Below are 24,096 nucleotides of genomic sequence, written 5' to 3'. Positions count from 1 at the left end.
GTCAGAGCCCAGCTGGCTAGGCGCGCTTCACGCTCCGGATGGTGATGTCCGGTGCCGAGCACAACCGGCACGTCAGCGACCGCACTTTCAACCGGATCTTGGAGATTTGTAACGCTTTCTTGCAGAACGGGTATCGGCAACCACACGACAGGGTGATCCACCAATCGGCCGGATGCTCAGCTTCGTTGCAGAACTTCTGGCAGATACACGGAATCTCGGTGTCAAAGTCCAGTGCCGAGAGAATCTCGAGCTCTGGTAAGTGCAGGCACCCCCGAACGGTCATGGATCGAAAGGTTAAAGCTCTAGTTGAGACTTTTCGGTGAGGCGCGCGCAAGGAAGAATAAAATGTCCGGGGATTTCGGTTCGGGCGGCGAAGCGGCCCTACGGACGCGCCGGCAACACCTGCATCCACCCGTCCGTCAACAACTCCAGCAACTGCCCGTCCGGATCCCTGACCATCGCTGATCCCGCGGACACCGTACCGTCGACCACCTCGCCCCCGAAGTCGCCGACGCGATCCAGTACCGCCGCCAGGTTTGACACCGAGAAGGAGATGTGGGTCAACCCGACCTGATCCATGGTCCGCTCGCCGCCACCGGACACCACACGCCCCGAGTAGTCCAGCAGCTCCAGCACCAGCCCGTCCCTGACCAGATAGGTCGCATGCAACCCCACCGGCCGGGGCAGCTGCAGCAGCTGAGCAGTCCCCTCCTCCGGCGCGTCCAACTCCCACCAGTACTCGAATCCGAGCAGGCCCTCGTAGAACCTGCGCGACCGCTCCCTGCTCCGGACGCACAAACCGACATGGTTGAAAACGACCGACTGCGAACCCATTACGACCTCCCGTAGCGGGACAACACGGTGCCACGCGCACTGCCGATCAGGACCGTGGCACGTTCCAGACACCCTCCGACACCAGCTTCGGTCACCCAGGACTGCACGCTCAACACCATCCCTTCCGCCAATGACGCGTTCAGACCGCGTCCCAGGCCGATCGCCGGCGCCTCCGCACCCAAGCCCAGCCCATGGGCCAACAACACCGCCGGCTCACCACGACCCAACCGCTCCCAGGCCCGATACAGATCGGCACCGGTAACCCCGGGCCGGCACGCAGCCACCAGCGCATCCAAACCTGACGAGCACGCCGTCAGCAGCGCGGCAGCCCGAACAGACCTCGACCCACCGACCATCCGCGTGCAGGCCAACCCAGCTTCGTATCCCGCATACAGTGCCCCGGGCGCCAGGACAATCAACTCCCCCTCCCGCACTGGTCGGTCTGTGGCCAGGTGCCGGAAAGGCACCGATCCACTCAAAGGCGTTGCGAAACAAACACTTTCCGAGGGTGCAACGGGCGATCCCAGCGCCGCGATCGACGCGTAGTAGACCCCGAGCAACTCCCGCTCGGTAACGCCTGGCTGCAACGCGGCCTCCAGCGCACCCAGGGCCGACTCCGATATTGCGGATGCCACGTGCAGACAGGTGATCTCCTCAGCCGTCTTCACCCGGCGTGCGGCCTCCATCAGCGGCCCGGCGTCCACTATCTCCCCGAGTTTGGCCAGCCCGGCCAGTAACACGAACGACGGCGAGGTTCCATCGGTACCGATCCGCTTGGCTTTTCGCATCCCGGGTATCGACGCCACCGACGCCATCAGCTTCCTCGGGTTCCAGCTCATCCCGTACAGGTCCTCGCGACCGATTTCCGGCGGGACGCCCTCGTCCCACGACGACAGCAAATGGACACGTCCAGTCGAGCGCACCACCACGGCCAGCGGGGTGAAGGGCAGCACCCCGGCCCGGCCCAGCAGCCGGGCACCGGACACGTAATGCACGTTTCCCGGACCGCTGAGAATCAACGCATCCAGATCGTGAGTTTCCATGCCCGACAGCACTTTCAGCCGCCGCTCGCCACGCAGCCAGCCGAAGTCGATCCGGGCACCGTCCTCCAGGCTCATCGTCCCGACGCGCACCCCTGGATCGCGCGGCACCGGGGTCACGGGGCACACCCGAAGGGCTGGTAGTTGGAACCACTCAGCTTGACCCAGCCCCGATCGGTCACGGCCACGATGTCCGCGGCGCGGAATCCCGCCGCGCCGTCCTCCCAGATCACCGGTTCCAGCACCACGACCATGCCCGGCTGAAGAGCCAAGCCCGCGTCGAATTCGTTGCCCAGGTCGGTTCCGAAAAGCGGCATTTCGGCATTGTCGACGCCCACCCCGTGTGCCAGGTAGAGGTGCGAAAGCCACGGCCGGACACCATTGTTGGCATCGATGGCCGCCTGACAGAGTTGCTGGCCATTCAGTCCCGGTGCCAGGACCTCCAGACACGCATCGACGACGGCGCGCCAGCGGCGAAACTGGGCGAGCTCAGTTGCATTCGGGTGTCGTCCGGTGATCCAGGTACGTCCGTAGCCCGATGCGTACCCCTCCCACATGATCCCGGCATCCACCCAGATGACGTCGCCGTACCGCAGGAAGCGGTCGGTGGTGACCGTCGGGTATGCGAGGTCACCGTGCAACGTCCATGGGCCCTGTGACCGCCGTGGTGGCATCACCTGAAAGATCGGGTCGATGCCGCCTGCCGAAGCCCCCAACTCGAACACGTGGCGCAGGAACACCGCACTCAAGTCGTTCTGGCGCAGTCCGATCCGCAACGCCTGCAACGCTGCTTCCATCGCCAGTTCGTTGAGCCGCTGCGCCTCCCGGACGCACGCGATTTCGTCCACCGTCTTGACCAATTTGACCGCACCCATCACGCCGGCGGCGTCCACCCATGAAACACCCTGCAATCGGCGGACCATCGCGTGTGACAAGTGGTCGATTCCCACCCGGGCACCAGTCGGGAAATGGTCTGCCACAGCAGCGGCGAATGCATCGATCCCGTCGTCGAGATCGGGAAACAACGGTGGGTGCAGGTGCACACCGAGCGGAACCCCGTCGGCGACGATCGAGTAGAGGTGGGGCATCGGCTCGCCCTTGACCACGATCGCGACCGCGCGGAACAGTGCCGCCCGGTCGCCGTCCATGGCCGGCATCGCGGCACCGGTCGCGTACGTCACCGAGGTGGATGCGAGTAAGACCAGGCCATCCAGCCGCTGCGACGAGAGCTGGGACTGTAGCCGGGCATACCGATCCCGCCGCATCCGTGCGAGATCGGGCCGGTCAGGGATCTGCAATCCGCCGATGGTGGCTCCCGCTGCCCAGTCCTTGATGACGCCCACCCACTTCTCCGCGCGGCCGAACAGCGTAATAACGCAAAGATAGCCCAGTGACAATCGAGCGCCGGAGGCGTGGCACCGCCGACGAACCGCGGAGGCGTCCACTAGTTCGCCCGGGAAGGTATCCGATGGGCGTCCCGCGGCCCGAGGGCCAACCCGCACTGGACATCAACGAAGTCGACGGCGCCTACCGCCTGGCACATGCCACAAGTTCAAGCCGTTCCTGGCGGAACAGGCGCAAGAATTCTCAACACGCATATCGCCGCTAACGTGATGTGGCGTACTGCAACACCGGCTCGGCGGAATCCACATGATCGCCGCTGATGATCGAAAGCTGTCGCGGCCGAATCTCATAACGAACTCCGTTGGACGGGTTGGTCACATCGAATCCATCGGAGACCCGCACCGCGTTACGGAGTTCGATGTTGGCCCCGTCCCGGATCCGTTCACCGCGGTAGTAGTAGCTCTGCGACCCGGTTTGGCAGATCACCGCCAGGGACTGGGCGGTTCGCACCACCGCTGCCGGAGGGTTTCCGACGTCGCATCTTGCCGGGTGGCCGACGAAGCCCAATTCGTCGGCACCATCGACCGGGCCGGACAGCGACAACGACTGCGACGCAGGCGATGTCGATGCACCCGGCACCGCGGTATCGCGTACAGATCCGGAGCCGAACGCCAAGATGCCGGCCAGCACAGCCGCGACGACCAGCATCGCCGCCGCCAGCCCGCCCACCAGAACCGGTCCCCGGCCAGACTTCTGGACCACCGGCCGTGGCGGTGGCGGGACGGGGTAAGGACTGTTGCCGGTAGCGTCCGGGTTCGGGTATTGCACCCGGAACGGCCGGGTGCGCACCGTGCGACGTGGCACAGCCGGTGCGATGGCCGCAACCGGGGCGGGAACTGGTGCCACGTTGGACCCGGCCGCCAAGCGAACCGCCGTCGCCAACTCACCTGCCGAAGCAAACCGTGCCGCAGACTGTTTGGCCATTCCGGTGGCGACGATGTCGTCGAAGGACCGGTCGATTCCCCGGCGCATGATGCTGGGTCGGGGCGGCGCCGAGAACATGTGTGCACTGATCAGCTGGTGAATCTCGGGTACCTCGAAAGGCTTTTCGCCAGTGAGACATTCGTAGAGCACGCACGTCAACGAGTAGACGTCGGTCTGCGCACCCACCCGGTCACCGGTGAACCGTTCCGGCGCCATGTAACCGCACGAGCCGAGCAACGAGCCTGTCGCCGCCGTCATACTCGGGTCACCGCCCGCCTGAGCAATGCCGAAATCGACGAGATAGGCAAAGTTGTCGGCGGTGAGGAGGATGTTTTCCGGCTTGACGTCGCGGTGTACCAGGCCGTCGGCATGCGCCGCATCCAGAGCCGAGGCCACCTGCGTCGTGATCAACGCCGCGTGTGCCGGATCGAGCGCACCGCGCTCGTGCAGCAGGTCTTTGAGGGTGCCTCCGTCGACCAGGCGCATGTCGATGAATAGCACGCCGTCGATCTGACCGAAGTCGTGCACGGGGATGACATGCGGTTCCTGCAGCCGCGCCGCCAATCGGCACTCTCGCCGGAAACGTTCCTGGTACGCCGGGTCCGCCGCCAGTTCTCGGCGCAGCAATTTGACCGCAACCATGCGCCCTCGGGCGGTGTCATAGGCCCGGTACACCTCGCCCATTCCGCCCGCGCCGATCAGGGACCGCAATTCATAGGGTCCGAACCGGGTACCGAGTAGTGAGCCGCTGTGCGGCGACGTCATGCACGTGTCCTTTCCTGGCAGATACCAGGGTTCCCATCCAGGGCCCCCGTTATTCGGCGACGATACGTAGGCTGCGATTCCATGGCGACCGGTCGCACGTCGAGCAGCAGTCGGCTGACCGTCGACGACTGGTTGCAGGCCGGCTACGCGATCATCGCCGACGAAGGCCTCAACGCACTCAAACTCGACCGCCTCTGCGCGCGACTGCACGTCACAAAAGGCAGCTTTTACTGGCACTTCGTCGACATGGCGACCTACCGTCAGACGATGATCGAATCCTGGGCCCAGCTCAAAGATGAAGACCGTCGCGATATCGAACAGCTGCGCGACATCCCGGCGCGGGACCGCCTGTCCCGGATGATGACGTCGCTGGTACAGCCGAGACAATGGTCACTGGAACGGGCCATGCGCGAATGGGCTCGCTCTGATACGGCCGTCGCCGATGCGGTCCAGAAGGCGGACCGCCGGCTACTCAGCGCAGTGCGCCAAGCATTCCGCGACTATGGCTTCGACGACGATGAAGCCGAACTGCGCGCTAACACCACCTTCGCCGCCGGCGTGGGACTGCTGCACCTGACCGGTCCGTCGCCCCGGAAATGGTTGCACCATGAGGCCTTTCTCGACTTCATGTTGCGGCAGTGAACATACCAAAAGGTATGGTGTCGCAGTGACCGTCATTTCCGACGACTTCGTGCAACGGATTCAGCAACGCGCCCGAGAGGCCGAAGAACTTCGGCGACTACCAGCTGACACCGTCAAGGAATTGCACGAGTCAGGTCTGCTCGATTTGCTCAAGCCTGCCCGATTCGGCGGTCAGCAGGCTGACTTCCAGGCGATCCTGGATCCAGTCCGCCGGCTCGCCCACGGTTGCACCTCGACCGCCTGGACAGCGGGTTTCTTCACTCTGCACAACTGGATGTTGGCACTGTTCGGCGAGCGGGCGCAGGCGGACGGTTTCGCATCCATTCCATTCCTGGCCTCCTCGCCGCTGGCCCCGACCGGGCGCGGCACACCGACTGCCGGGGGCGTCCGGCTCACCGGTCGCTGGTCGTGGGCCACCGGGGTGATGGAAGGCAACTGGACCATCGTCGGTGCGCTCTGCGGACCCGACGACGGGATTTATCCCGCGTTGGTGCTGGTGCCTGCCGAGGACTATCAGATCGTCGACGTTTGGCAGACCGACGGCATGCGCGCCACCGGCTCCAATGACATCGTGGTCGAGAACGCCTTCGTTCCCGAGCACCGACTCGTCAAGGTCACCGATATCTACGGCGGCACCGCGCCGGGAGCGCTGCTGCACGACACGACCCTCTATCGCTGGCCGATGGTGCCCGCCCTGGCATTCCTCGCGTCGATGCCGGCATTGGGTACTGCCGAGCGAGTGGTCGATCTGTTCACCGACCGGCTCTGCGAGAGCGTCATCGCCTATGAGGGCAGCAAGCAGAAAGACAGGCCCGCGGCGCAGGCGAGGCTGGGTGAAGCTCGGGTTCGGTTGCGCGCGCTACACGGTTTGGTGGCCGACACGATTAACCGGATCGAGACGCTTCTGCAAGCCGGAGAACGGGTTCCGCGTACCGTGCGGGCTGACGCCCGCTTGGCCGCCGCCCATGTCGTGACAGAATCCCGTGCGGTGGTCGGCCACCTACTCGAGGCTTCCGGCGCGAGTGCACATTTTCTGAACAATCCGCTGCAGCGGGCCAAGCGCGACATCGACGTGCTCAGCGGCCATGTGATCTTCGACTACGACGCCAGCCGAGAACTGGCCGGCGCCTTGGCAATCGGGCTTAAGATCTCACCGCTGGCCATGGTCTGAAATCCTCGTCAAGTCGATCACCTCACCGCGGTTGATGCTGACCCAGTCACGACCGTCCAGGTAGGGCCGCAAACTGCGGCCGATCAACTCGGCGTCGACGGCGGACTTGGGACGCTGAATTTCATAGACGTGCGGCAATTCCACCATGCCGGTGACGACGTTCCACAACTTGACCGCCCCGTCCCCTGTCGGCGGATCTACCAACACCGGCCCGAACAGGCACTGGCCATTGATAAACAGCGTCGGCACCCCGAAGCCTCCCGCGTCGACGACCCGTTGATGCTCGGTGTGTACCTCATCGTGGGTCGTCGAATCCGCTAGTGCCGCATCGAGAATCGTGTCGTCGACACCGATCGAAACCAACAACCTGCGGGCGACATCGGGATCATGCGGCTTGCCACCCAACGTGTGCAGTTCGTGTCCGATTGCGGCATACCAGCGATCGAGCAGGTCCATATCCGAGCGTCTCAACAACGCGCCGATCCGCATCAGCGACCAGCCGTATGACCAATCCCGTTCCCAGGGATGTTTTTTGCCCTCCACCCGGTTGATCTCTTCAAGACTGAAGAACCGCCAGTCGATGGTGATCCCCAGCTGCGCACGCACTGCACGGATCCATACCGACGTCTGGAAGGCGAACGGGCACATCGGGTCGAAGTGGAAATCGACGGTGGTCACGGCTGGCGCACCGCCACATTGGCGGTGAACGTGCATGTAGGCGGGGCATCACCGACGATGGAACCGTAATCGGCGACGAGTGTGGTCGTCCCGGCGGTCGACGCGGTGAACGTCCAGACCTCAGTGCCTGGTGCACCCACCCGGTCGGTGCTACCCCGGACGTATTCGTGACCGGTCTGCGTCAGGACCGCGCCGTCGGCGATCTTCGGATCGGGTGTCCAACGATAAGGAGTGCTGTGGTTGGCGCCCAGCGAGACCTTGAGTGTGTCGCCCACCGACAGAGTGACATCCCGAGTAATGGCGTTCTGCTTCAACACTTCGTCCATGGACACGTCGATGGCGTTGGTCGATGCCCTGCCCGGACTCGAACACCCCGATAGCATCACCAGCACGGTCGCCACCGCCAGCAGCCTGACCTTCATCAGTGCACCCTAACCGTTCACCGCCCCAGTCCGGTGCGCGCTGACCGGATCTGGTGCACCTCCGTTGCGGCACGATCATCGGTGCTACGCACTGAGTGCACTTGGATAACCCTGGCGGACAACGTGTTTGGTGAAATAGCCACAGTGCGGCAGCCATTCGCGCGCCACATCGAATACGCGTTTGCGGACGCACCGCAGCCTGGTCAGGTAACTTCAATCCGTGTTTGGCATCATTCGGCCCTGTCGTCATCATCTCGGCGGCGAACTCACCGCGGCTTGGCGCGCCCAACTGTGCGGTCTGTGCCTGGCTCTGCGTGACGACTACGGGCAAGCGGCGCGGATCGCCACCAACTACGACGGCCTGATCGTCTCGCTGCTCGTTGAAGCCCAGTCGGAGGCGGAGCCGATGCGTCGCACCGCGGGGCCCTGCCCGCTGCGCGGTATGAAACGCGCCGACGTCGCGACCGGCGAATGCGTGCGTCTGGCCGCTGTGGTGTCGCTGGCACTGGCCGCGGCGAAGGTCCGTGACCACGTGGATGACCGCGACGGCGTAGTCGGCATGGCGGGGATACGTCCGGCTGCGCGACGCGTCGCCGAACGGTGGGTCCGCCGCGGCACTGATACCGGCCGCCGCTTGGGTTTCGACACCGCCGTGCTGGTCCGCGCCATGGACCGGCAGATGCAACTCGAGGCGACCACGGGTCCGGGCAGTCCGTTGCTGACCGTCACCGAGCCGACCGAGACGGCCGTGGCCGCCGCATTCGCTCACACCGCGGTGCTGGCCGGCCGCCCTGCCAATGCGGCACCGCTGCGCGAGGTCGGACAACTCTTCGGACGGGTCGCGCATCTGCTGGACGCGGTCGAGGACTACCACGACGATTTGACACATGGAAAGTGGAATCCGTTGGCCGCCACCGGGATATCCATGGCCGAGGTCCGCACGCTGTGCGATGATGCGGTGCTGGGCATCGAACTGGCACTGGCCGATGTCGAGTTCACCGACGATCGCCTGCCGCGCCGGCTGTTGACCAAAGAAATACGCCGCTCGGTCTCACGCACCTTCGCCGGTGCCGTCCCGCGGGCCAACTACCCGTATGGCAGCCCGCACGGCGAACAGGACGGCATCAACTTCGGCGGTAACCAATACGGCATATACGGACCCGGCGGATACCCGCCTCCCGGCCAGCTTCCTCCCGAGCCGAAGAAGAAGCGGGGTTGCTGGGACCGCTGCACCGATGCCTGCTGCTGCGATTGCGATTGCGATTGCGACTGCTGCTGCGACTGCGGAGACTGCTGCGACTGCTCGTAGCCCATAGGCAAGGATGGGCAGGTGTTTGCGCTTGTCGTCATCGTCGCGCTGGTTGCCACCGTCGTCCTGGGTACGCTGCTGGGCCGCCGCTACCGCGTGGGCCCACCGGTTCTGCTCATCTTTCTCGGTGTGCTGCTGGGGCTGATTCCTCGCTTCGGCAATGTGCACATCGATGGCGAACTCGTGCTGCTGCTCTTCCTGCCGGCGATCCTGTACTGGGAGAGTCTGAACACCAGCTTCCGCGAGATCAAGGCCAACATGCGGATCATCGTGATGACCAGCATCGGACTGGTGATCGCCACCGCGTTCGCGGTGTCTTGGACCGCACGGGCGCTGGGCATGGAGTCGCATGCCGCCTCGGTGCTGGGTGCCGTGCTCTCGCCCACCGACGCTGCCGCGGTCGCCGGGCTGGCCAAGAAGCTACCGCGGCGCGCGCTGACCGTGCTGCGGGGCGAGAGCTTGATCAACGACGGCACGGCGCTGGTGCTGTTCGGGGTGACCGTCTCCGTCGCCGTCGGTGGCCACGAGGTTGGCCCGGTCGCGCTGACCGCGCGGTTCATCTACTCCTACCTCGGTGGCATCTCCGCCGGGCTGATCATCGGGTTCCTGGTGACACTATTGCGTCGCCGCATCGACGCACCGCTCGAGGAGGGGGCGCTGAGCCTGCTGACGCCGTTCGCGGCCTTCCTGCTTGCCCAATCGGTCGAATGCAGCGGTGTGGTCGCGGTGCTGGTCTCGGCTCTCGTCATCACCTATGTCAGTCCACGGGTCATCAGGGCCCGGTCGCGACTGCAGTCCTTCGCCTTCTGGGACATCTCGACGTTCCTGATCAACGGATCGCTGTGGGTGTTCGTCGGTGTGCAACTGCCCGGCGCGCTGCGCGGCATCAACGACCACGGCGACGGGCTGCGACGCGCCACAATGCTGGCACTGGCCGTCACCGGCGTGGTCATCGTCACGCGGTTCGCCTGGGTCGAACTCACCACCGTCCTGGGGCGTGCCGTCGACAAGAGCATGCGACGCCGGAGCCGGCATGTTGACTTTCGCCAACGGACCGTCACCAGCTGGGCAGGCTTTCGCGGCGCGGTGTCGCTGGCCGCAGCCCTGGCCGTACCGCTCGAAACCTACACCGGCGCACCGTTTCCCGACCGCAACCTGATCATCTTCGTCGTTTCGGTGGTGATCCTGGTGACGGTTCTGGTCCAGGGCAGCACCCTGCCCGCCGTCGTTCGGTGGGCACGGTTGCCCGAAGACGTTGACCGCGCCGACGAAGTGCAGCTGGCCCGAACGCGCGGGGCGCAGGCAGCTCTCGAGGCGTTGCCGGAAGTCGCCGCCGAACTCGACGTGGAACCGAAAATTTTGGCGCGTCTGGAAAAGGAATACCAGGAGCACGCCCTACTCGTGGCGGCCGGCGGTGACGACCCCGGCACCAACGAACTGGCAGAGAAGGTCGACCTGATCCGGGAGGTGCGTCTTCGCGTCCTGGACCGCAAACGTCAAGCCGTCACCAAACTGCGCGACCAACGACAGATTGACGACATCGTGCTGCGCGAGGTGCAGGCCACCATGGACCTGGAAGAGGTCCGACTGCTCGGACCGGCAGACGTCGAGTAGCTAGCCGGTACTACACGGAAGTCGTTTGATGCCGTGGAAGAACGAGGACCGCAGGCGCTCCGGCTCGCCGGTGACGGTGAGACCGGGCACGCCGGCGTACAGCTCTTCGATCATCACCCGCAGTTCCAGACGCGCGAGTTGAGCGCCCAGACAGAAGTGCACTCCCCCGCCACCGAATGCGGCATGACCGGCATCGGTCCGGGTGATGTCGAATTCATCGGGCCGGTCGAACACGTCCTCGTCGCGATTGGCCGACAGGTAGTGCATCAGCACCCAGTCGCCGGCGGGGATCTCTTGCCCGCCGATTTCGACATCGCAGGTGACGGTACGGCGGAAGTGCAGGACCGGCGTGGCCCAGCGCAACAGTTCCTCGACGGCAGGCTTGACCGCCGACGGGTCGCGGGCCAGCAGCGCTTGTTGTTCCGGGTGCTGCGACAACGCCAAAATGCCGTGGCTGAGCGTATTTCGGGTGGTCTCGTTGCCGGCAACGGCCAGCAGTAAGAAAAATTCGTTGAGCTGGTCGCGGTTGAGCTTCTCGCCGTCGACCTCGGCGGCCAGCAACGCCGACAGGATGTCGTCGGTCAGCCCGTGCGTGCGTCGGTGCTTCACCAATTGGTTGCAGTAGGCGAACATTTCAGCGGCGGCCTGACCCAGCGCTTCCGGGGTGGGCGCGTAGTCGGGATCTTCGATGCCCAGGCTGCCGATGGCGTTGCTCCACCGGAACACGTCCAACCTGTCTTCGGCCGGCACACCCAGTACGTCGGCGATCACCTGCAGCGACATCTCCGCGGAAATGTCTGGCACAGCGTCGAATTCACCCTTGTCGGTGATAGTGGCGACGATGTCGCGGGCGACCTTGCGCATGTGCGGTTCCAGGCGTTGCACATTGCGGACGGTGAAACCCTGGTTGATCAGCTTGCGGATCTTGACGTGGCGCGGCGGGTCGATCCCCGGCAGCATCGCCGAGGTCGGGGCTGCCTCCACCTCGACCAGCGTGTTGCCTCTGTTGCTGGTGAAGGTGTTGGTGTCGCGGCTGACCAGTCGCACGTCGGCGTGCCGGGTGAGCAGCCACGCCCGGGGCAGGCCGTGCAATTGCACCGGATGGACCGGTGCGGTGGCTCGCAGTCTCTGCAGGGCGTCGAACGGCGCGCCGACGACGAAGGTGTCGGGATCCAGCACCGTTGCGGCGTCCCGGTCGGCGGGGCCGTGTTGATTTTCGACGACCAACGAGCCGAGCTTGGGAACGGTCATGAGGAGGCCTTGATCCCGGCAATGATCACGTCGAGTCCGGCACGGAAGCGCGCGGTGGACGGGCGTTTGGACGGCCGCGTCTCATCCAGACTGACCGAACCCAGCAGATAGGTGTACAGCACCGTATGAGCGGCCGCGGCAACGGGTTTGGCGAGACCGGCCTCGGCCAGCAGCGAGCGGCTCAACCGGTCCAACCGCCGGGCCCGCTCCCCACCCCCGCCGGTCTGCAGAATGTTCGCGATGCCTGGAACCGCCAGTATCACTTCCCTTGCCGCACAATACAGTTCGGCGACCCTTTGATCCCACGGGCCGTCCTGCGGGACCGGGATGTCGGCAAGTACCGATTCTGCCAGCAGGTCCAGAGCGGCCTGTTTCCCCGGCACGTGGTAGTAGACCGACGGCACCGCCGACCCGAGTTCGGCCGCGATTCCCCGCATGGTGACGTGCTGCACGCCGACACGTCGCGCCAGAGTGTGCAGCGAGGCCACCACCTGGTCACGGTCCAGCTCCCCGTACGGACGGCGTACCGCGGAGGTCATTGAATCCTCGTTCGGATTAATTCGAGCACTGTTAGAATCTACCGCGATGAGCACCGGGACCGCAAAGCCGACTGAGTTCCACGAGGGGTGTTGCGCGGTGAGTACCTCGTGAACCGCGTCAAGGCGGGCATTTTCAGCTTCACCGCGGCGGCGCCACCCGGTGACGACGGCAGCTATCTGCGCTGGCACCTGTTGGACCACATGCCCGAGCAGTATCGGTTGCCCGGCATCGTGTACGGACTGCGCTGGATCGCCGACGGTGCCTATCCATCGGCCCGCCTGGCGTCGCACGGCCCGCTGGGCCAGATCGGCAACGCCGTGCACTACCTGGTCGGCGACCCGGTCCAGGACACGTTGGACGACTTCATCGACCTCGGTCGGACGTTGCGGGACATCGGTCGCATGCCCAGCATGCGGCCGCTGCTGCAGATCGGCGGCCTGCCTCTACTGCAGTGCCACGCCGCGCCTCAATCGGCGGTCTCCGCCGAGGTAGTGCCGTTCCGCCCGCACCGCGGCGTGTTGCTGATCGTCGAGGAACCGCGCGGCCCGCGGTTCGATCAGTGGCTGAACTGGTCTGTCGCCGAACATTATCCGGCGCTGCTGGCGGCACCCGGGACCGCGGGTGCCTGGATGTTCGGACCTACATGGAATCCGGCGCCGCGCGGCTGGCGGTCCGAGCCGCAGTACATCACTGTGGTTTACCTCGACAATGACCCGCTGGCTGTCGCGGCTGCTGTGGCACCCCTGGTCGAGGAGCGCTGGCGCTCCGATGCGGTGCAACCGTTATTTGCCGGTCCCCTGCGAAGCATGATCAGCTGGCAGGCCTGGCCCGAAGAAGATTGACCCTCAGGACTGGCCGTGCGCCCGGCGCTAGAGTTGAGCAGTGAACGTGCGCAGCGAGGTGCTGATCAGTGCAGCCGAGCTGGTCAACCTCATCGAAGCCGGCGATCCACTGACCATCCTGGACGTCCGCTGGCAACTCGGCACCCCGGACGGACTTTCGGCCTACCTGGCCGGACACCTACCCGGTGCTGTTTACGTCTCGCTCGAAGACGATCTCAGCGACCACCAGGTGGCCGGCCGGGGCCGCCATCCGTTGCCGTCGGGATTTCAGCTGCAGGCGGCCGCGCGCCGGTGGGGTATCCACCAAGGCGAGCTCATCGTCGTCTACGACGACTGGAACCGCGCCGGGTCCGCCCGCGCGTGGTGGGTGCTGACCGCGGCGGGACTGCCCAATGTGCGCATCCTGGACGGTGGATTGGCTGCGTGGCGCTCATGCGGGGGCGCAGTAGAGACCGGGCCTGTCAAACCGCCGGCCGGGAATGTGACTGTGCCACATGATGATCTGTACGCCGGCGGCCGACCAACCCTGACGGCCGAGGAAGCAGGTGCGGGCGGCGTGCAATTGTTCGATGCACGCTCTCCCGAACGTTACCGAGGCGACAGCGAGCCCGTCGACCCCGTCGCGGGCCACATTCCCGGCGCGAAGAACCTGCCGTTCGGGACACTGTTGACCCCCGAGGGCAGCTTCCTCGAGACAGAGACTATGAGAAAACACCTGTCCGACAATGGTATTGAACCGGATACGGCTGTCGGAGTGTATTGCGGGTCCGGGGTGACCGCCGCCGTGGTGGTCGCCGGGCTGGCCGCTGCCGGCTATCCGGCGGCGTTATTTCCCGGCTCGTGGTCGGAGTGGAGCTCGGACCCGACGCGTCCCGTGCAACGCTCACCCGGGTTGATCGAGGAGGCACAATGACGTCCGATCGGCGCAGCCAAGCACGGAAAAGCTTGGCAGTCATCGGGTTCGTGCTCGCCCTCACTGCCTGCGCAGCTTCTCCGAAACAATCCGGCGGGACGAGCAGTCCGGATAGGACGGATCCGCTGGCCGGAATCACGGTGCCCGATGCCTTCACTCCGTTGACAGTTGCCCCGATCAGCCGGCCGACGTTTCCGTTTCCCGGCACCGACGACAAATATCACTTGGCCTTCGACATGCAGGTCACCAACTCCAGTGCCGAACCCTCCGCCCTGACCGCCGTCGACGTCGTCGACGCCCGCGACCCCAAACGCGTGCTGGCGTCGTTCTCCGGCAACCAGCTGGTCGATCCCGCCTGCACCTTCGGCAACTGCAACCGGTTGCGGATCCTGCCAGCCGCACCCGCACCCGACTTCACCATCGCACCCGCGACGTCCAGGTCGTTGCTGCTCGATTTCCGCCTGGACAAGCTGACCGACTTCCCCCGGGCGGTGATGCTGCGGCTGCACGGAACCGGGGTGACCAATCCGGGCGCCTCCAAGGTTCCGGGCCCGATCGACATGCTGGGCGCCCCGTTCGACATCTCGGCCGGCACGCCGCGTGCCATCGCGCCGCCGGTGCGGGGCAACAATTGGGTGGCTTTCAACGGCTGCTGCGATCCCGGCTGGGCGCATCGCGACGCGATATTGCCGCTCAACATGAAACTGAACAACAGCCAGCGCTTCGCGATCGACTGGATGCGGATGAACGACCAGGGCAACTTCTATACCGGTGACCGGACCAGGAACGAGAGCTTCAGCGACTACGGCTCGGGCATCTACGCCGTGGCCGACGGAACCATCGTCTCGACGCTGGACGCTCTCGAGGCCAACGTACCCGGCATCCTGCCCGCGTCCGTGCCCGAACTGGCCGCGAAGCTGACCGTGGACAATGTCGACGGCAACCACATCATCATGGATCTCGGTAGTGGCGTCTATGCCATGTATGCCCACCTGATCCAGGGTTCGCTGATGGTCAAGCCCGGTGACCAGGTCAAGAAGGGTCAGCAGATCGCCAGATTGGGCAATACCGGCAATTCCAATGCCCCGCACCTGCATTTCCAGCTGATGAGCGGCCCGTCGTTGTTCGAGGCCGACGCCCTGCCGTACGTCATCGAAGGTTTCAGCTACCAGGGTCAGCTCGACGCGAATCAGGTGTGGAATGCCGACAACTACCTCAGCGGTTCGTTTTTCGGGCCCGCGATGCTGCCGGCACCTGTCCTGAAAACCAATCAGTTGCCCCTGCTGCTGGGCGTCGTGACCTTCCCCCACACCTAACCTCGAAAGGCCGAGATCATGGACATTTTCGTGGAATGGCACAGTGGCGGAACGGAATTGAGCTGGCGATCGACCACCGATGCCAACGACGGGCAGCGGGTCACGGTGTTTTTGCGCCGGTTCGGCAGACCGGGGGCGCCCGCATTGGTGTGCGTACACGGCTTCCCGACGTCCAGTGTCGACTACTACCCGTTGGCGCGTGCACTGAGCGAAGATTTCGAGATTTTCGCCCTCGACTTTCCCGGCTACGGTGTATCCGACAAACCACCCGAGCCGTACGTCTACTCGCTCTACGACGACGCACGACTGCTGGTCCACGCGATCACTGAGGTCTGGAAACTGACCGACTACCGCATGATCACCCATGACCGCGGAAGCAGCGTCGGCATGATCGCGGCCGGCCTGTTGGCGGAGAAGTCCGCACTGCCAGTAGATCTCATCATCACCAATGCAAACATCTACCTGCCGTTGTCCAACCTCACCGCGTTCCAACTCGCGCTGCTCGACTCCGCAACGGGACGGGCAGCCGCCGCCGAAACCACCCCGGAGCTACTGGCCGCCGGACTCGGGATCACCACCTTCATGCCGCGCCGCACCACCGGGGATGCCGAGATCTCCGCCCTGGCAAAATGCTTTGCCTACAACGACGGCATCCGTGTCCTGCCGGACACCATCCAGTATCTGCACGAGCGCGCTGCCGATGAAAAGCGTTGGCTCGAGGCTCTTTCCAAGATCCCCGTCAACGCCACTCTGGTGTGGGGCCTGCACGACACCGTAGCCCCGCTGCGGGTCGCGAACCACGTCTGGCAGGCCTACCTGCGGAATATGCCGGGCCAGAGCCGTTACTGGGTGATACCGACCGCCGATCACTACCTGCAATGTGATGCCCCGGCCGAGCTCGCTCACATCCTTCGGCTCACCGCACAGGGCAAAGACATCAACCTGCATCTGCAGACACTCGGAGACCGACCTGAGGGGGCGGTGTTGGTGGATCAGAAGGCTTAAAGTGACACCGTTGCACCGCGTTCGATCTCGATGACACGGTCCGCCCAGCCGCGACGCTGCATCTCTGCCGTGAAATCCGCCAGCGGAGAAGCGAAAACGGTGTAATCGTCGAAGTGGACCGGAATCATCTTCGGCAGGTCGAGCAGCTCGACAAGTCCGGCGCCTTGTTGCGCATCCATCGTCACGGTGAGCCCGAACGGCAATCGGGAACCGGCGGGCAGCCGGGTCCCGCCCAGGTGCAGTATGCCGACATCGATGGCATCGAACCGAACCGGAATCTCGCCCAGTTCGTCGATGAGCAAGGTATCCCCGGAAACGTAGATGCGTCGGCTCTCTGCTGCGTGGATGGAGCCGAACTCGAGCATGCTGCCCATGACCGGCGGAAGGAGCCGATTGGCCCACACCGGAGCGTGCCGGCCCGGTAGCGCCGTCACCGTGAGCTGGACGTCACCCTTGACGAGGTGGTGGGTCTGCCAGGTCGATAGTGCCGTCGCCCGGTCAAATCCTTTCGTCCGCAACCTGTTCGCCGCGGGCGGCGTGGTCAGGACCGGTAGTTCGCGATTCAGTCGTTTCGATGTCACCCGGTCCCAGTGATCCCCGTGCAGATGTGACAGCAGAACGACATCTACCGCCGGCAGCTGCTCGATGGAGAGAGCAGGCTCCTTGCGGCGCTTGGAGATCAGGCCGTGGCCGAGGTACGCGTGCTGACCCCTGTGCAGGAAATTGGGGTCGGTCAACACCGTGATCTCCCCGGCACGAATCAGCGTCGTGGCGTTTCCGACAAAGGTCACGGTGATGTCCATGATGGCTGCGTGTTCCCGCAGGAATGGAACTGAAACGCCTACTGCTGAACCAATCAGCTGAACAGCGACTGACCGATGTAGTGCCCCTGGCTGGGCGCGGGAGGTACGGCAAAGATCGCCGACCCGATGTGCCGGATGTACTCGTTCAGCAAATCGTTGGCGCCTAACCGGTTCTGCAGCCGGATGAAGTTCTGCGGATCATTCTGATAGGAGATGAACAGCAGCCCGGCGTTGAGCTGGCCGGTGGCGTCCAGTCCGTCGGTGTAGTTGTAGGAGCGACGGCGGATCATGATGCCGTTGTTGTTTTCCCGTGCGGCCAAGCCGATATGGGACAGCGGGTCGATCGCCGACTTTCCGTCCGGTCCCGTTGCCGCGAAATCCGGCGTGTCGAATTCGGCGTTGCCGCCCAGCGGTGCACCCTCCTGTTTGCTGCGACCGATGACCTGCTGCTGGTCACCGATTCGGTCGGTGTCCCAGGTTTCCAGCAGCATGCGGATTTTTCGCGCGACCTGGTAGGTACCGCCGTTCATCCAGGCCTGATCGCTGTTGTCGACCCACACGAACCGGCGGTACTGCTCGGCGGTCATCACGTTGCGAGTTCCGTCCTTGAACCCCATCAGATTTCGCGGAGTGGCCTGGCCGGGGCCGGCCGAGGCACGACCGAAACCGAGCACCTGCCACAGCGGTGCGGCGATATTGCGACCCAGGCGGGTCAGGTTGCGGGTGGCGTGGTAGCAGACCTGCGGGTCATCGGCGCAAGCCTGCACCGACACGTCGCCACCGCGTAGCCGTGGGTCCAGATAATCACCGTTGAGCGGCGGCAGGTCGGCGAACAACGCCGGCCGCTTGCCGGCAAGTCCGAACCTGTCGCCGAACACCGACGGTCCCAGCCCGACGGTGACGGTCAGACCCGCGGGACTGAGCCCGAAGGCCTCGCCGGTGTCGGCCGGTGGCTGCACTTCGACCGACGGCTGCACTGCGCCAACGGGATTGCCTTGCTGGAACACCGCGGCCGCCGCGGACCACCGGGCCAATAACGCCTGCAGGTCGGGACGTCCGGCGCCGGGGGCCAGCGAGAAGGACATGAATACGCAATAGCGCTGCGGGGGCGTCGCAATACCGCCCTGGTGCGTCTGCCCGTAAAAAGGGTAGCGGCGGCTTAGATCGACCGTGTCGTGATCGTCTCGGTCACCGCGCTCGGCCATCGCGTAACCGGCCGCCCCGCCCCCGACGGCACCGGTCAGTCCGGCGAGCATCGTGCCGCCGAGCACTCGTCGCCGCGAAACCGGTATGCTGCCAGACGGTTTCGGCGGTTCGTTGCTGTCGTCGTCGGTCATGTCAGTTCGCCGTGACCACTTTCTGGGCTACCACGGACAGGCTCTGGTGCAACGGCTGGATGACCGCGGTCAACTTCGGTGCGTCACGGGCCTGGAGTTCGTAGACGAAAGTTTGGTAGCCGCCCAACGCTGTCGGGTCGCGATACCCGGCCAGCACGGTCAGTACATCCTGAAACTGTTGGTCGATCTGCTTGACCAGATTGCTGTCGATCTTGTCCAACCCCGGTCGCAGCGCCGCGTAGGCCTGCTGAGCACCCTCCACGTTCGCGGCGAAGTCGACGAGATCGATGTGACTGAAGGCTTCTTCTTCGCCGGTGATCTTATTGTTCTGCACTTCCTCGATCAGGTCCGCCGCCCCATTTGCCAGGTCCTCAGGCCGGTACTGCAGGCTGGTGACAGTGTCCTTCAACTTGCCCACGTTGCCCAGCAATTCGGTGCTGAGCGCCTTAGTGCCGGCGGTGATGGCCCCGGCCTGCCACAGGTCACGTTCGATGGCGTGGAAGCCTTTCCAACCGACTTTCGCATCCACCGGAGTGGACTCGCGCATGTCGATCAGATAGTCGAGGTTGCCGGCGTTGTCGCCGACGGCAAACCCGGGCAGCACAAACCCCTCGACACTGGTCTCAGCACGTTCGTAGAACGGCCGCGCCCTGGCGTAGGCCGTCTTGGCCCCGTCGAGATTCCCGGCCTGGACGGCGCCATTGAGCCCCTGCACGGCGTCGTTCAACTGCTCGATCTGATTGACGATGTAGGCCGCATAATCTTTGGTGCCCTGGCCCAGGATGGTCGCCACCGTGCCGGTGGCCGGCGCCGGAGCCCGCCCGGTCACTGTCAGGGTCTGGTACTCGATTTCAGCGCCCGGGCAATAGATCTGGTACGAGCCGCCGTCCAGGGTGACGGTGAACGAGACCGAATCCAACCCTGGGGCGAGGTTCTCTTTTTCGCCGACGATGCGTTGATCTTTGAGCAACTCCACTTCGGAGATGCCCGGTGCACTCGTGTTCGACGCCGTGAATGTCACCGGTCCGGCCGGCACCGTGGTGGTGCTCAGCACGCAACGGTCCTTGCCGCTGTCGTTGGTCATCGTCACCGAGACCTGGTGGGTCCCGGACCTGGGCGGGTCGGCGTCGCCGGAACTGCACCCAGTCATGAGCACTGCTGCGGCGGTCGCGATGGCCGCGCTAGACCGGCTGGTGCGCTTCGGCATTGGCGACTCTTCCCTTTCCTTGCGCGTGTTCGGTGCGGTGGCTGCGCAGCGCGGTGGCTATACAACCCAACGCGAAGACCGCCAGCACCAACGGAAGCCAGAGCCGCCACAGAAGACGTTCGGCGTGCAGTTGAGAGTTGGCTTTGAGTTGCGCGGTGACCGACTCGTCGTCAATAGTCACCCAGTCGGTGGGTAGCCCGCCGAGGCTGACTGTCTTCGGCGCTGCAAGTCCGCCGCCGCTGAGGACGGCGGTGCGGTTGCTTGTCGCCTGCGCGCTCAGTACCGAATCATCCTGAGCGCGAACGGTGTACACGGTACTGGTGGCCCATCGGACCTGAAACGGGCCCGGGGTGCGGGATGCGGATACTCCCACTGGAAGGCGGCCGCCGGTCAGACCCGCCAGCTCGGCCAGCGTGGCGGTCGGGGCGCCGTCGGCGGGTGCGGGCAGTGTCGCCTGCCACACCCGGACCGGCACGCCGTCCACTGAATCCGTGCCGGCGGCGACGAGCGCGACGGTACCTGCCGGTCCGCCGTCAGTGGTGATCGAGAGCGAACGACCACTCAGCGTCCCGGCCAGCGACACGGTGCCGGGGCGGCCGCGATGGTCGGTCACCGTGCGCGCGTGCGCGGCGGGTGTGGAGTTTCGGGCCGGCACCGCGATCAGCAGCACCGCCGCGACGATGATCAGCACCCCGGCGGTGGCCACCAGCAGCCTGCGACGGGCAGTGGCGTTGGCGACGCTGCGGGCGGGCCACAGGAAGATCGTCAGCACCGGTACCGCGTAGAGCAGCCAGCCGAGCACCTCGACGAGCCGCGGATCGGCGGGTATGCCGAACAACCCGGTGATCAACGCGCCACGCACCGAACTGCCCGGGATCCAGGACGACAGGTCGAGTACCTGCTGCTGCCCGATCGCCACCCAGCCGGCCTCGTGGGCGGTCCGCAATGCGCTGAGCACCAGCCCTGCGGCGATGAAGACGAGGAACGTACCGGTGATACGGAAGAAACGGCTCAAGTTGAGAGTCAGGCCGCCGAAGTACAGGCCGACACCGAGTGCGATTGCCACCGCGATCCCTGTCAACCCGCCGATGACAGCCGCCCAGTGGCTGTCGTGCGACGCCTGAACCGTCGCCAGCAGAAAGACCACCGTCTCGAAGCCCTCCTTCAGGACCGCCAGGAAGGCCATCAGCGCCAGCGCCAGGAAACTGCCCCGGCCGAGAGCGTCTCGGGCCTCACGTTCGAGGTCGCCCTTGAGCCGGCCCGGGTTGCGGTTCATCCAGATGATCATCGAGGTCACGAACACCACCGCGACCGCCCCGATGACGGTTTCCATCATTTCCTGCTGTCGCTGCGGCAGCGCCGCCGACAGCAGATCCAACCCGACCCCGACGCCCACACTGAGCAGAACCGCGAGGGCCGCGCCGGCAAGCATCGGCCGGATCGACCGGCCGTTGCGCTTGAGGAAAGCGGCGACGATGCTCACGATGAGCGTCGCCTCCAGGCCCTCGCGCAGGCCGATCAGGAAGGTGCCGATAAACACGCCGTTCACTTAGCACAGCCTAACTAGGTGCTGGGCATCGCTGAAATCACGCGGAGGCCCTTTGCTGGCCGCACCGTCCCCGCCGTCACAAGCGTCGCCCCAGTCACGGCTTGAACCCACTCGGGCGTCATGATGTCACCGTGGCACAGCAGTGTGACCAGACGCGTGTGCTGACCCGCAAAGTCGCGCTGGAGTGGGATTGTCGCTCGGAGCCGGGCAATCGTCTGCACACAGCCGGACGGTGAGTACTGGGACGCGAGTGACGGCGCGGTCCCCGGTGCGGGGACCTATCCGGTGATCACCGGCAAACTTGACCATCCCCGCACACTGCTCGTGTGCGCCTTCTGTGCGGCGGCATAGTCGATTTCCCATGTCGGCCACCGCTTGATGACCTCTTCGAGTGCCACCCGCGCCTGCATGCGCGCCAGCGCCGAACCCAGGCAGAAGTGCAGACCGTGACCGAAGCTCAGGTGTCCCCCACTGCGATGGATATCGAACCGCTCACCATCGGGGAATCTGCGCTCGTCGCGGTTGGCAGAACCGTTGAGCAGCAACATGATCGAGCCCTCAGGGATCAGGGCCCCGTGACACTCGACGTCGCGCGCCACGTAACGCGCCTGCACCGGTGACGGCGCTTCGTAGCGCAACACCTCCTCGATCGCTCCCGGAATCAGCGACGGATCCGCCACGATCTCGCGACGTTGGTCAGGATGTTCGGCCAACAGCTGACCGATGAAGCCGATCAGCCGGGTCGTCGTCTCGTTGCCCGCTCCGGCGATCATGCTGGTGTACATCAGCACTTCGGTGCGATCCAGCCGCCGCACCACCCCGTTCTCCTCGATCTCGGCGTTGAGCAACTGGGTCATCACGTCGTCGGAAGGGTGCTCCATCCGCCAATCGATGTATTCGGAGAACACCTCATAGCTCTTCTCGAACAAATCGTCGTCGATCGCCCGAAATGTGCCCTCGCGCAGGTTAATCGCCCTCCCACCCCGATCGCGGATATCGGCCTGACTTTCCTCGGGGATGCCCAGCAGGTAGCCGATGGTGCGCATCGGAATCATCGCCCCCAGGTTAGCGATGAAGTCGAAGCGGCCCGAACCGACCAGCGGGTCGAGCGCCCGCACACAGAAGTCTCGGGTGAGCGGTTCGATCGCCTCCATCCGCCGCGGTGTGAAAACCCGTGACAGCAACCGGCGATGCAGATCGTGCAGGGGCGGATCCTCGAACAGAATCACACCGGGCGGTACCTGGATACCGCTCATGATGATGTCCATCGTGGTACCACGGCCCGACCGGTAGGTCTCCCAGTTCGTCAATTCGGGGGCGACATCCTCATACCGGCTCAGCGCATAGAAGTTGAACTTGTCGTTGTAGTACAGCGGAACCTCGTCGCGCATCCGCTTCCAGATCGGATACGGGTTGTCGTCGATGTCGAAATCGAACGGATCGTAATAGATCTCGGTCGTCGTCATGCAGTCCCCGCGGCGAGCGGACGAGCGGCTTCGGGCACTACGACCTCACCGACCCGCTTCAGATATGGCCACGCCACGTCCGGCGGCACCCCGCCGCACAATGGCGACAGGGTCAGCATCTTGCCGGACCGGATTCGCGAAACCGCTTGTTCCACCGTTATTATCACGTGCGACTTACCCGTCTCGCGCAGCTCGTCGACGGTGTCCACATGCGAGAAGCCAGCCGACGTCTCGTTGCCGGGATTCCACGCGGCATAGGTGCGCGCATCGTGCAGCAGGTGCTCTCCGAGCTCCGACCACGCCTGGTCCACGTCATCGGCGACGAAGGTAACCGACGGCGTATTGCGATCGGGGAAGAACGCCGGCCCCGGTTCGAAACCGTGCTTGCGACAGGAGTTCTCGTAGGCCTCCCGCATACCCGGGACATTGCCGTTGGCAAGCATGCCCAGCCCGTACCTCCCGGCGCGCCGCGCGGCGGCCAGACTGCCGCCGCCCCACATCATCGCTGGGCCGCCGGGTGTCAGCGGTTGCGGAGTCACCGCAATCCGACGCCCGTCCTGCACGACCGTCTCACCGGCGAGCAGACGGCGCAGCAGACCCAGCTTCTCGTCGGCCAGCCGGCCCCGGTCACCCAGTGCCAACCCGAACATCTCGTACTCCTCGGGCCGGTATCCGAGCGCCATGATGTAGGACGCCCGCCCGGCGCTGGAGATGTCGAGGACTGCCATGTCTTCGGCCAGTCGCACCGCGTCGTAGAACGGCAGGATCAGGATCAGGCTCAGCGCCAGCCGCTCGGTGCGCGCCGCTATCGCCGAGGCGAGCAACAACGGAGACGGCAGATACCCGTCCTCAGAACCGTGGTGCTCGCAGACCACAGCGGCCAGGGCGCCGTGACCCTCCGCCCAGGCGCACATCGCTGGGGCGGCGGCATAAAGTGCCGTCGGATTCGCCCCGAACGCCGGAGCCCGCATGTCGAAGCGCAGCGTGTACACGCCATCTCCTAGACAACCTAATATTTGTGCCACGTACGCTACGTCGGTCTGGCGAACGGGGTCAACAGCTAG

General features: G+C 65.0%; 23 protein-coding genes. 8 read left to right on the top strand and 15 right to left on the bottom strand.

The annotated features are described in order from the left end of the window. Nucleotides 1–16: 16 nt before the first annotated feature. From AC5Y3Z_RS08545 to AC5Y3Z_RS08525, 5 genes are all read right to left on the bottom strand, one after another. The gene (locus AC5Y3Z_RS08545) at nucleotides 17–283 is read right to left on the bottom strand and encodes a hypothetical protein (RefSeq protein ID WP_463824605.1); all 267 of its coding nucleotides are present in this window, start codon (nucleotides 281–283) and stop codon (nucleotides 17–19) included. Nucleotides 284–381: 98 nt separating this feature from the next. Then, the gene (locus AC5Y3Z_RS08540) at nucleotides 382–834 is read right to left on the bottom strand and encodes a VOC family protein (protein WP_463824606.1); all 453 of its coding nucleotides are present in this window, start codon (nucleotides 832–834) and stop codon (nucleotides 382–384) included. Next, complete coding sequence (locus tag AC5Y3Z_RS08535; protein ID WP_463824607.1) at nucleotides 834–1,994, bottom strand: M24 family metallopeptidase; 1,161 nt, start codon at nucleotides 1,992–1,994, stop codon at nucleotides 834–836. Before AC5Y3Z_RS08535 ends, AC5Y3Z_RS08540 begins: the two co-directional genes overlap by 1 nt. Beyond that, nucleotides 1,991–3,217 (bottom strand): M24 family metallopeptidase, encoded by a 1,227-nt coding sequence (locus tag AC5Y3Z_RS08530; RefSeq protein ID WP_463824608.1) that lies wholly within the window; start codon nucleotides 3,215–3,217, stop codon nucleotides 1,991–1,993. Before AC5Y3Z_RS08530 ends, AC5Y3Z_RS08535 begins: the two co-directional genes overlap by 4 nt. A 262-nt stretch (nucleotides 3,218–3,479) precedes the next feature. Then, a complete protein-coding gene (locus AC5Y3Z_RS08525) occupies nucleotides 3,480–4,967 on the bottom strand; it encodes a serine/threonine-protein kinase (RefSeq protein WP_463824609.1) in 1,488 nt (495 codons plus the stop codon). An 81-nt stretch (nucleotides 4,968–5,048) separates the two neighbouring features. Here AC5Y3Z_RS08525 and AC5Y3Z_RS08520 point away from each other — a divergent pair, with 81 nt between their 5' ends. Both AC5Y3Z_RS08520 and AC5Y3Z_RS08515 read left to right on the top strand, forming a co-directional pair. Continuing rightward, entirely contained in the window at nucleotides 5,049–5,609 is a 561-nt protein-coding gene (locus tag AC5Y3Z_RS08520) for a TetR/AcrR family transcriptional regulator (RefSeq protein ID WP_463824610.1), read from the top strand. A gap of 25 nt (nucleotides 5,610–5,634) precedes the next feature. Further along, nucleotides 5,635–6,780, top strand: coding sequence for an acyl-CoA dehydrogenase family protein (locus tag AC5Y3Z_RS08515; protein WP_463824611.1), 1,146 nt, complete (start codon nucleotides 5,635–5,637; stop codon nucleotides 6,778–6,780). On the opposite strand, the gene AC5Y3Z_RS08510 is transcribed toward AC5Y3Z_RS08515, so the two are convergent. Further along, nucleotides 6,760–7,458, bottom strand: a complete 699-nt coding sequence (locus AC5Y3Z_RS08510) for a mycothiol-dependent nitroreductase Rv2466c family protein (RefSeq protein WP_463824612.1) — start codon at nucleotides 7,456–7,458, stop codon at nucleotides 6,760–6,762. The genes AC5Y3Z_RS08515 and AC5Y3Z_RS08510 overlap by 21 nt on opposite strands. After that, nucleotides 7,455–7,880, bottom strand: a complete 426-nt coding sequence (locus AC5Y3Z_RS08505) for a protease inhibitor I42 family protein (RefSeq protein ID WP_463824613.1) — start codon at nucleotides 7,878–7,880, stop codon at nucleotides 7,455–7,457. Before AC5Y3Z_RS08505 ends, AC5Y3Z_RS08510 begins: the two co-directional genes overlap by 4 nt. A gap of 220 nt (nucleotides 7,881–8,100) precedes the next feature. Between AC5Y3Z_RS08505 and AC5Y3Z_RS08500 the strand changes: the two genes are divergently transcribed. Together AC5Y3Z_RS08500 and AC5Y3Z_RS08495 are read left to right on the top strand one after the other, a co-directional pair. Further along, nucleotides 8,101–9,189, top strand: a complete 1,089-nt coding sequence (locus tag AC5Y3Z_RS08500) for a DUF5685 family protein (RefSeq protein WP_463824614.1) — start codon at nucleotides 8,101–8,103, stop codon at nucleotides 9,187–9,189. Between the two features lie 21 nt (nucleotides 9,190–9,210). Further along, on the top strand, nucleotides 9,211–10,803 hold the full coding sequence (locus AC5Y3Z_RS08495) for a Na+/H+ antiporter (protein ID WP_463824615.1): 1,593 nt from the start codon (nucleotides 9,211–9,213) through the stop codon (nucleotides 10,801–10,803). On the opposite strand, the gene AC5Y3Z_RS08490 is transcribed toward AC5Y3Z_RS08495, so the two are convergent. Then, entirely contained in the window at nucleotides 10,804–12,054 is a 1,251-nt protein-coding gene (locus AC5Y3Z_RS08490; protein WP_463824616.1) for a cytochrome P450, read from the bottom strand. Continuing rightward, complete coding sequence (locus AC5Y3Z_RS08485) at nucleotides 12,051–12,593, bottom strand: TetR/AcrR family transcriptional regulator (protein WP_463824617.1); 543 nt, start codon at nucleotides 12,591–12,593, stop codon at nucleotides 12,051–12,053. The genes AC5Y3Z_RS08490 and AC5Y3Z_RS08485 overlap by 4 nt, the downstream gene beginning before the upstream one ends. Nucleotides 12,594–12,701: 108 nt before the next feature. Between AC5Y3Z_RS08485 and AC5Y3Z_RS08480 the strand changes: the two genes are divergently transcribed. From AC5Y3Z_RS08480 to AC5Y3Z_RS08465, 4 genes are read left to right on the top strand one after another with little or no spacing between them, the layout of a single operon-like run. Beyond that, nucleotides 12,702–13,436, top strand: coding sequence for a hypothetical protein (locus tag AC5Y3Z_RS08480; RefSeq protein ID WP_463824618.1), 735 nt, complete (start codon nucleotides 12,702–12,704; stop codon nucleotides 13,434–13,436). 40 nt (nucleotides 13,437–13,476) lie between these two features. Then, nucleotides 13,477–14,349 (top strand): sulfurtransferase, encoded by an 873-nt coding sequence (locus tag AC5Y3Z_RS08475; protein ID WP_463824619.1) that lies wholly within the window; start codon nucleotides 13,477–13,479, stop codon nucleotides 14,347–14,349. Beyond that, the gene (locus AC5Y3Z_RS08470; RefSeq protein ID WP_463824620.1) at nucleotides 14,346–15,665 is read left to right on the top strand and encodes a M23 family metallopeptidase; all 1,320 of its coding nucleotides are present in this window, start codon (nucleotides 14,346–14,348) and stop codon (nucleotides 15,663–15,665) included. The genes AC5Y3Z_RS08475 and AC5Y3Z_RS08470 overlap by 4 nt, the downstream gene beginning before the upstream one ends. An 18-nt stretch (nucleotides 15,666–15,683) precedes the next feature. Next, a complete protein-coding gene (locus AC5Y3Z_RS08465) occupies nucleotides 15,684–16,670 on the top strand; it encodes an alpha/beta fold hydrolase (RefSeq protein WP_463824621.1) in 987 nt (328 codons plus the stop codon). Here the strand turns inward: AC5Y3Z_RS08465 and AC5Y3Z_RS08460 are convergent. The 6 genes from AC5Y3Z_RS08460 to AC5Y3Z_RS08435 form a co-directional block, all read right to left on the bottom strand. Next, a complete protein-coding gene (locus tag AC5Y3Z_RS08460) occupies nucleotides 16,667–17,473 on the bottom strand; it encodes an MBL fold metallo-hydrolase (protein WP_463824622.1) in 807 nt (268 codons plus the stop codon). The two genes, AC5Y3Z_RS08465 and AC5Y3Z_RS08460, sit on opposite strands and share 4 nt — an antisense overlap. A 53-nt stretch (nucleotides 17,474–17,526) precedes the next feature. Next, the gene (gene efeB, locus AC5Y3Z_RS08455; protein WP_463824623.1) at nucleotides 17,527–18,810 is read right to left on the bottom strand and encodes an iron uptake transporter deferrochelatase/peroxidase subunit; all 1,284 of its coding nucleotides are present in this window, start codon (nucleotides 18,808–18,810) and stop codon (nucleotides 17,527–17,529) included. A 1-nt stretch (nucleotide 18,811) separates the two neighbouring features. Further along, nucleotides 18,812–19,960 carry an iron uptake system protein EfeO gene (efeO, locus tag AC5Y3Z_RS08450; RefSeq protein WP_463824624.1) on the bottom strand — a complete coding sequence of 383 codons (1,149 nt, stop codon included), beginning with the start codon at nucleotides 19,958–19,960 and terminating at the stop codon, nucleotides 18,812–18,814. A 31-nt stretch (nucleotides 19,961–19,991) separates the two neighbouring features. Further along, nucleotides 19,992–21,566, bottom strand: coding sequence for an iron uptake transporter permease EfeU (gene efeU, locus AC5Y3Z_RS08445; RefSeq protein WP_463824625.1), 1,575 nt, complete (start codon nucleotides 21,564–21,566; stop codon nucleotides 19,992–19,994). A gap of 278 nt (nucleotides 21,567–21,844) precedes the next feature. Next, entirely contained in the window at nucleotides 21,845–23,032 is a 1,188-nt protein-coding gene (locus tag AC5Y3Z_RS08440) for a cytochrome P450 (RefSeq protein ID WP_463824626.1), read from the bottom strand. Next, nucleotides 23,029–24,024, bottom strand: coding sequence for an LLM class flavin-dependent oxidoreductase (locus AC5Y3Z_RS08435; protein WP_463824627.1), 996 nt, complete (start codon nucleotides 24,022–24,024; stop codon nucleotides 23,029–23,031). The genes AC5Y3Z_RS08440 and AC5Y3Z_RS08435 overlap by 4 nt, the downstream gene beginning before the upstream one ends. Nucleotides 24,025–24,096: the final 72 nt, after the last annotated feature.

This window comes from Mycobacterium sp. NGS61, from assembly GCF_059812325.1.
This window is presented reverse-complemented; position numbering and strand designations above follow the sequence as displayed.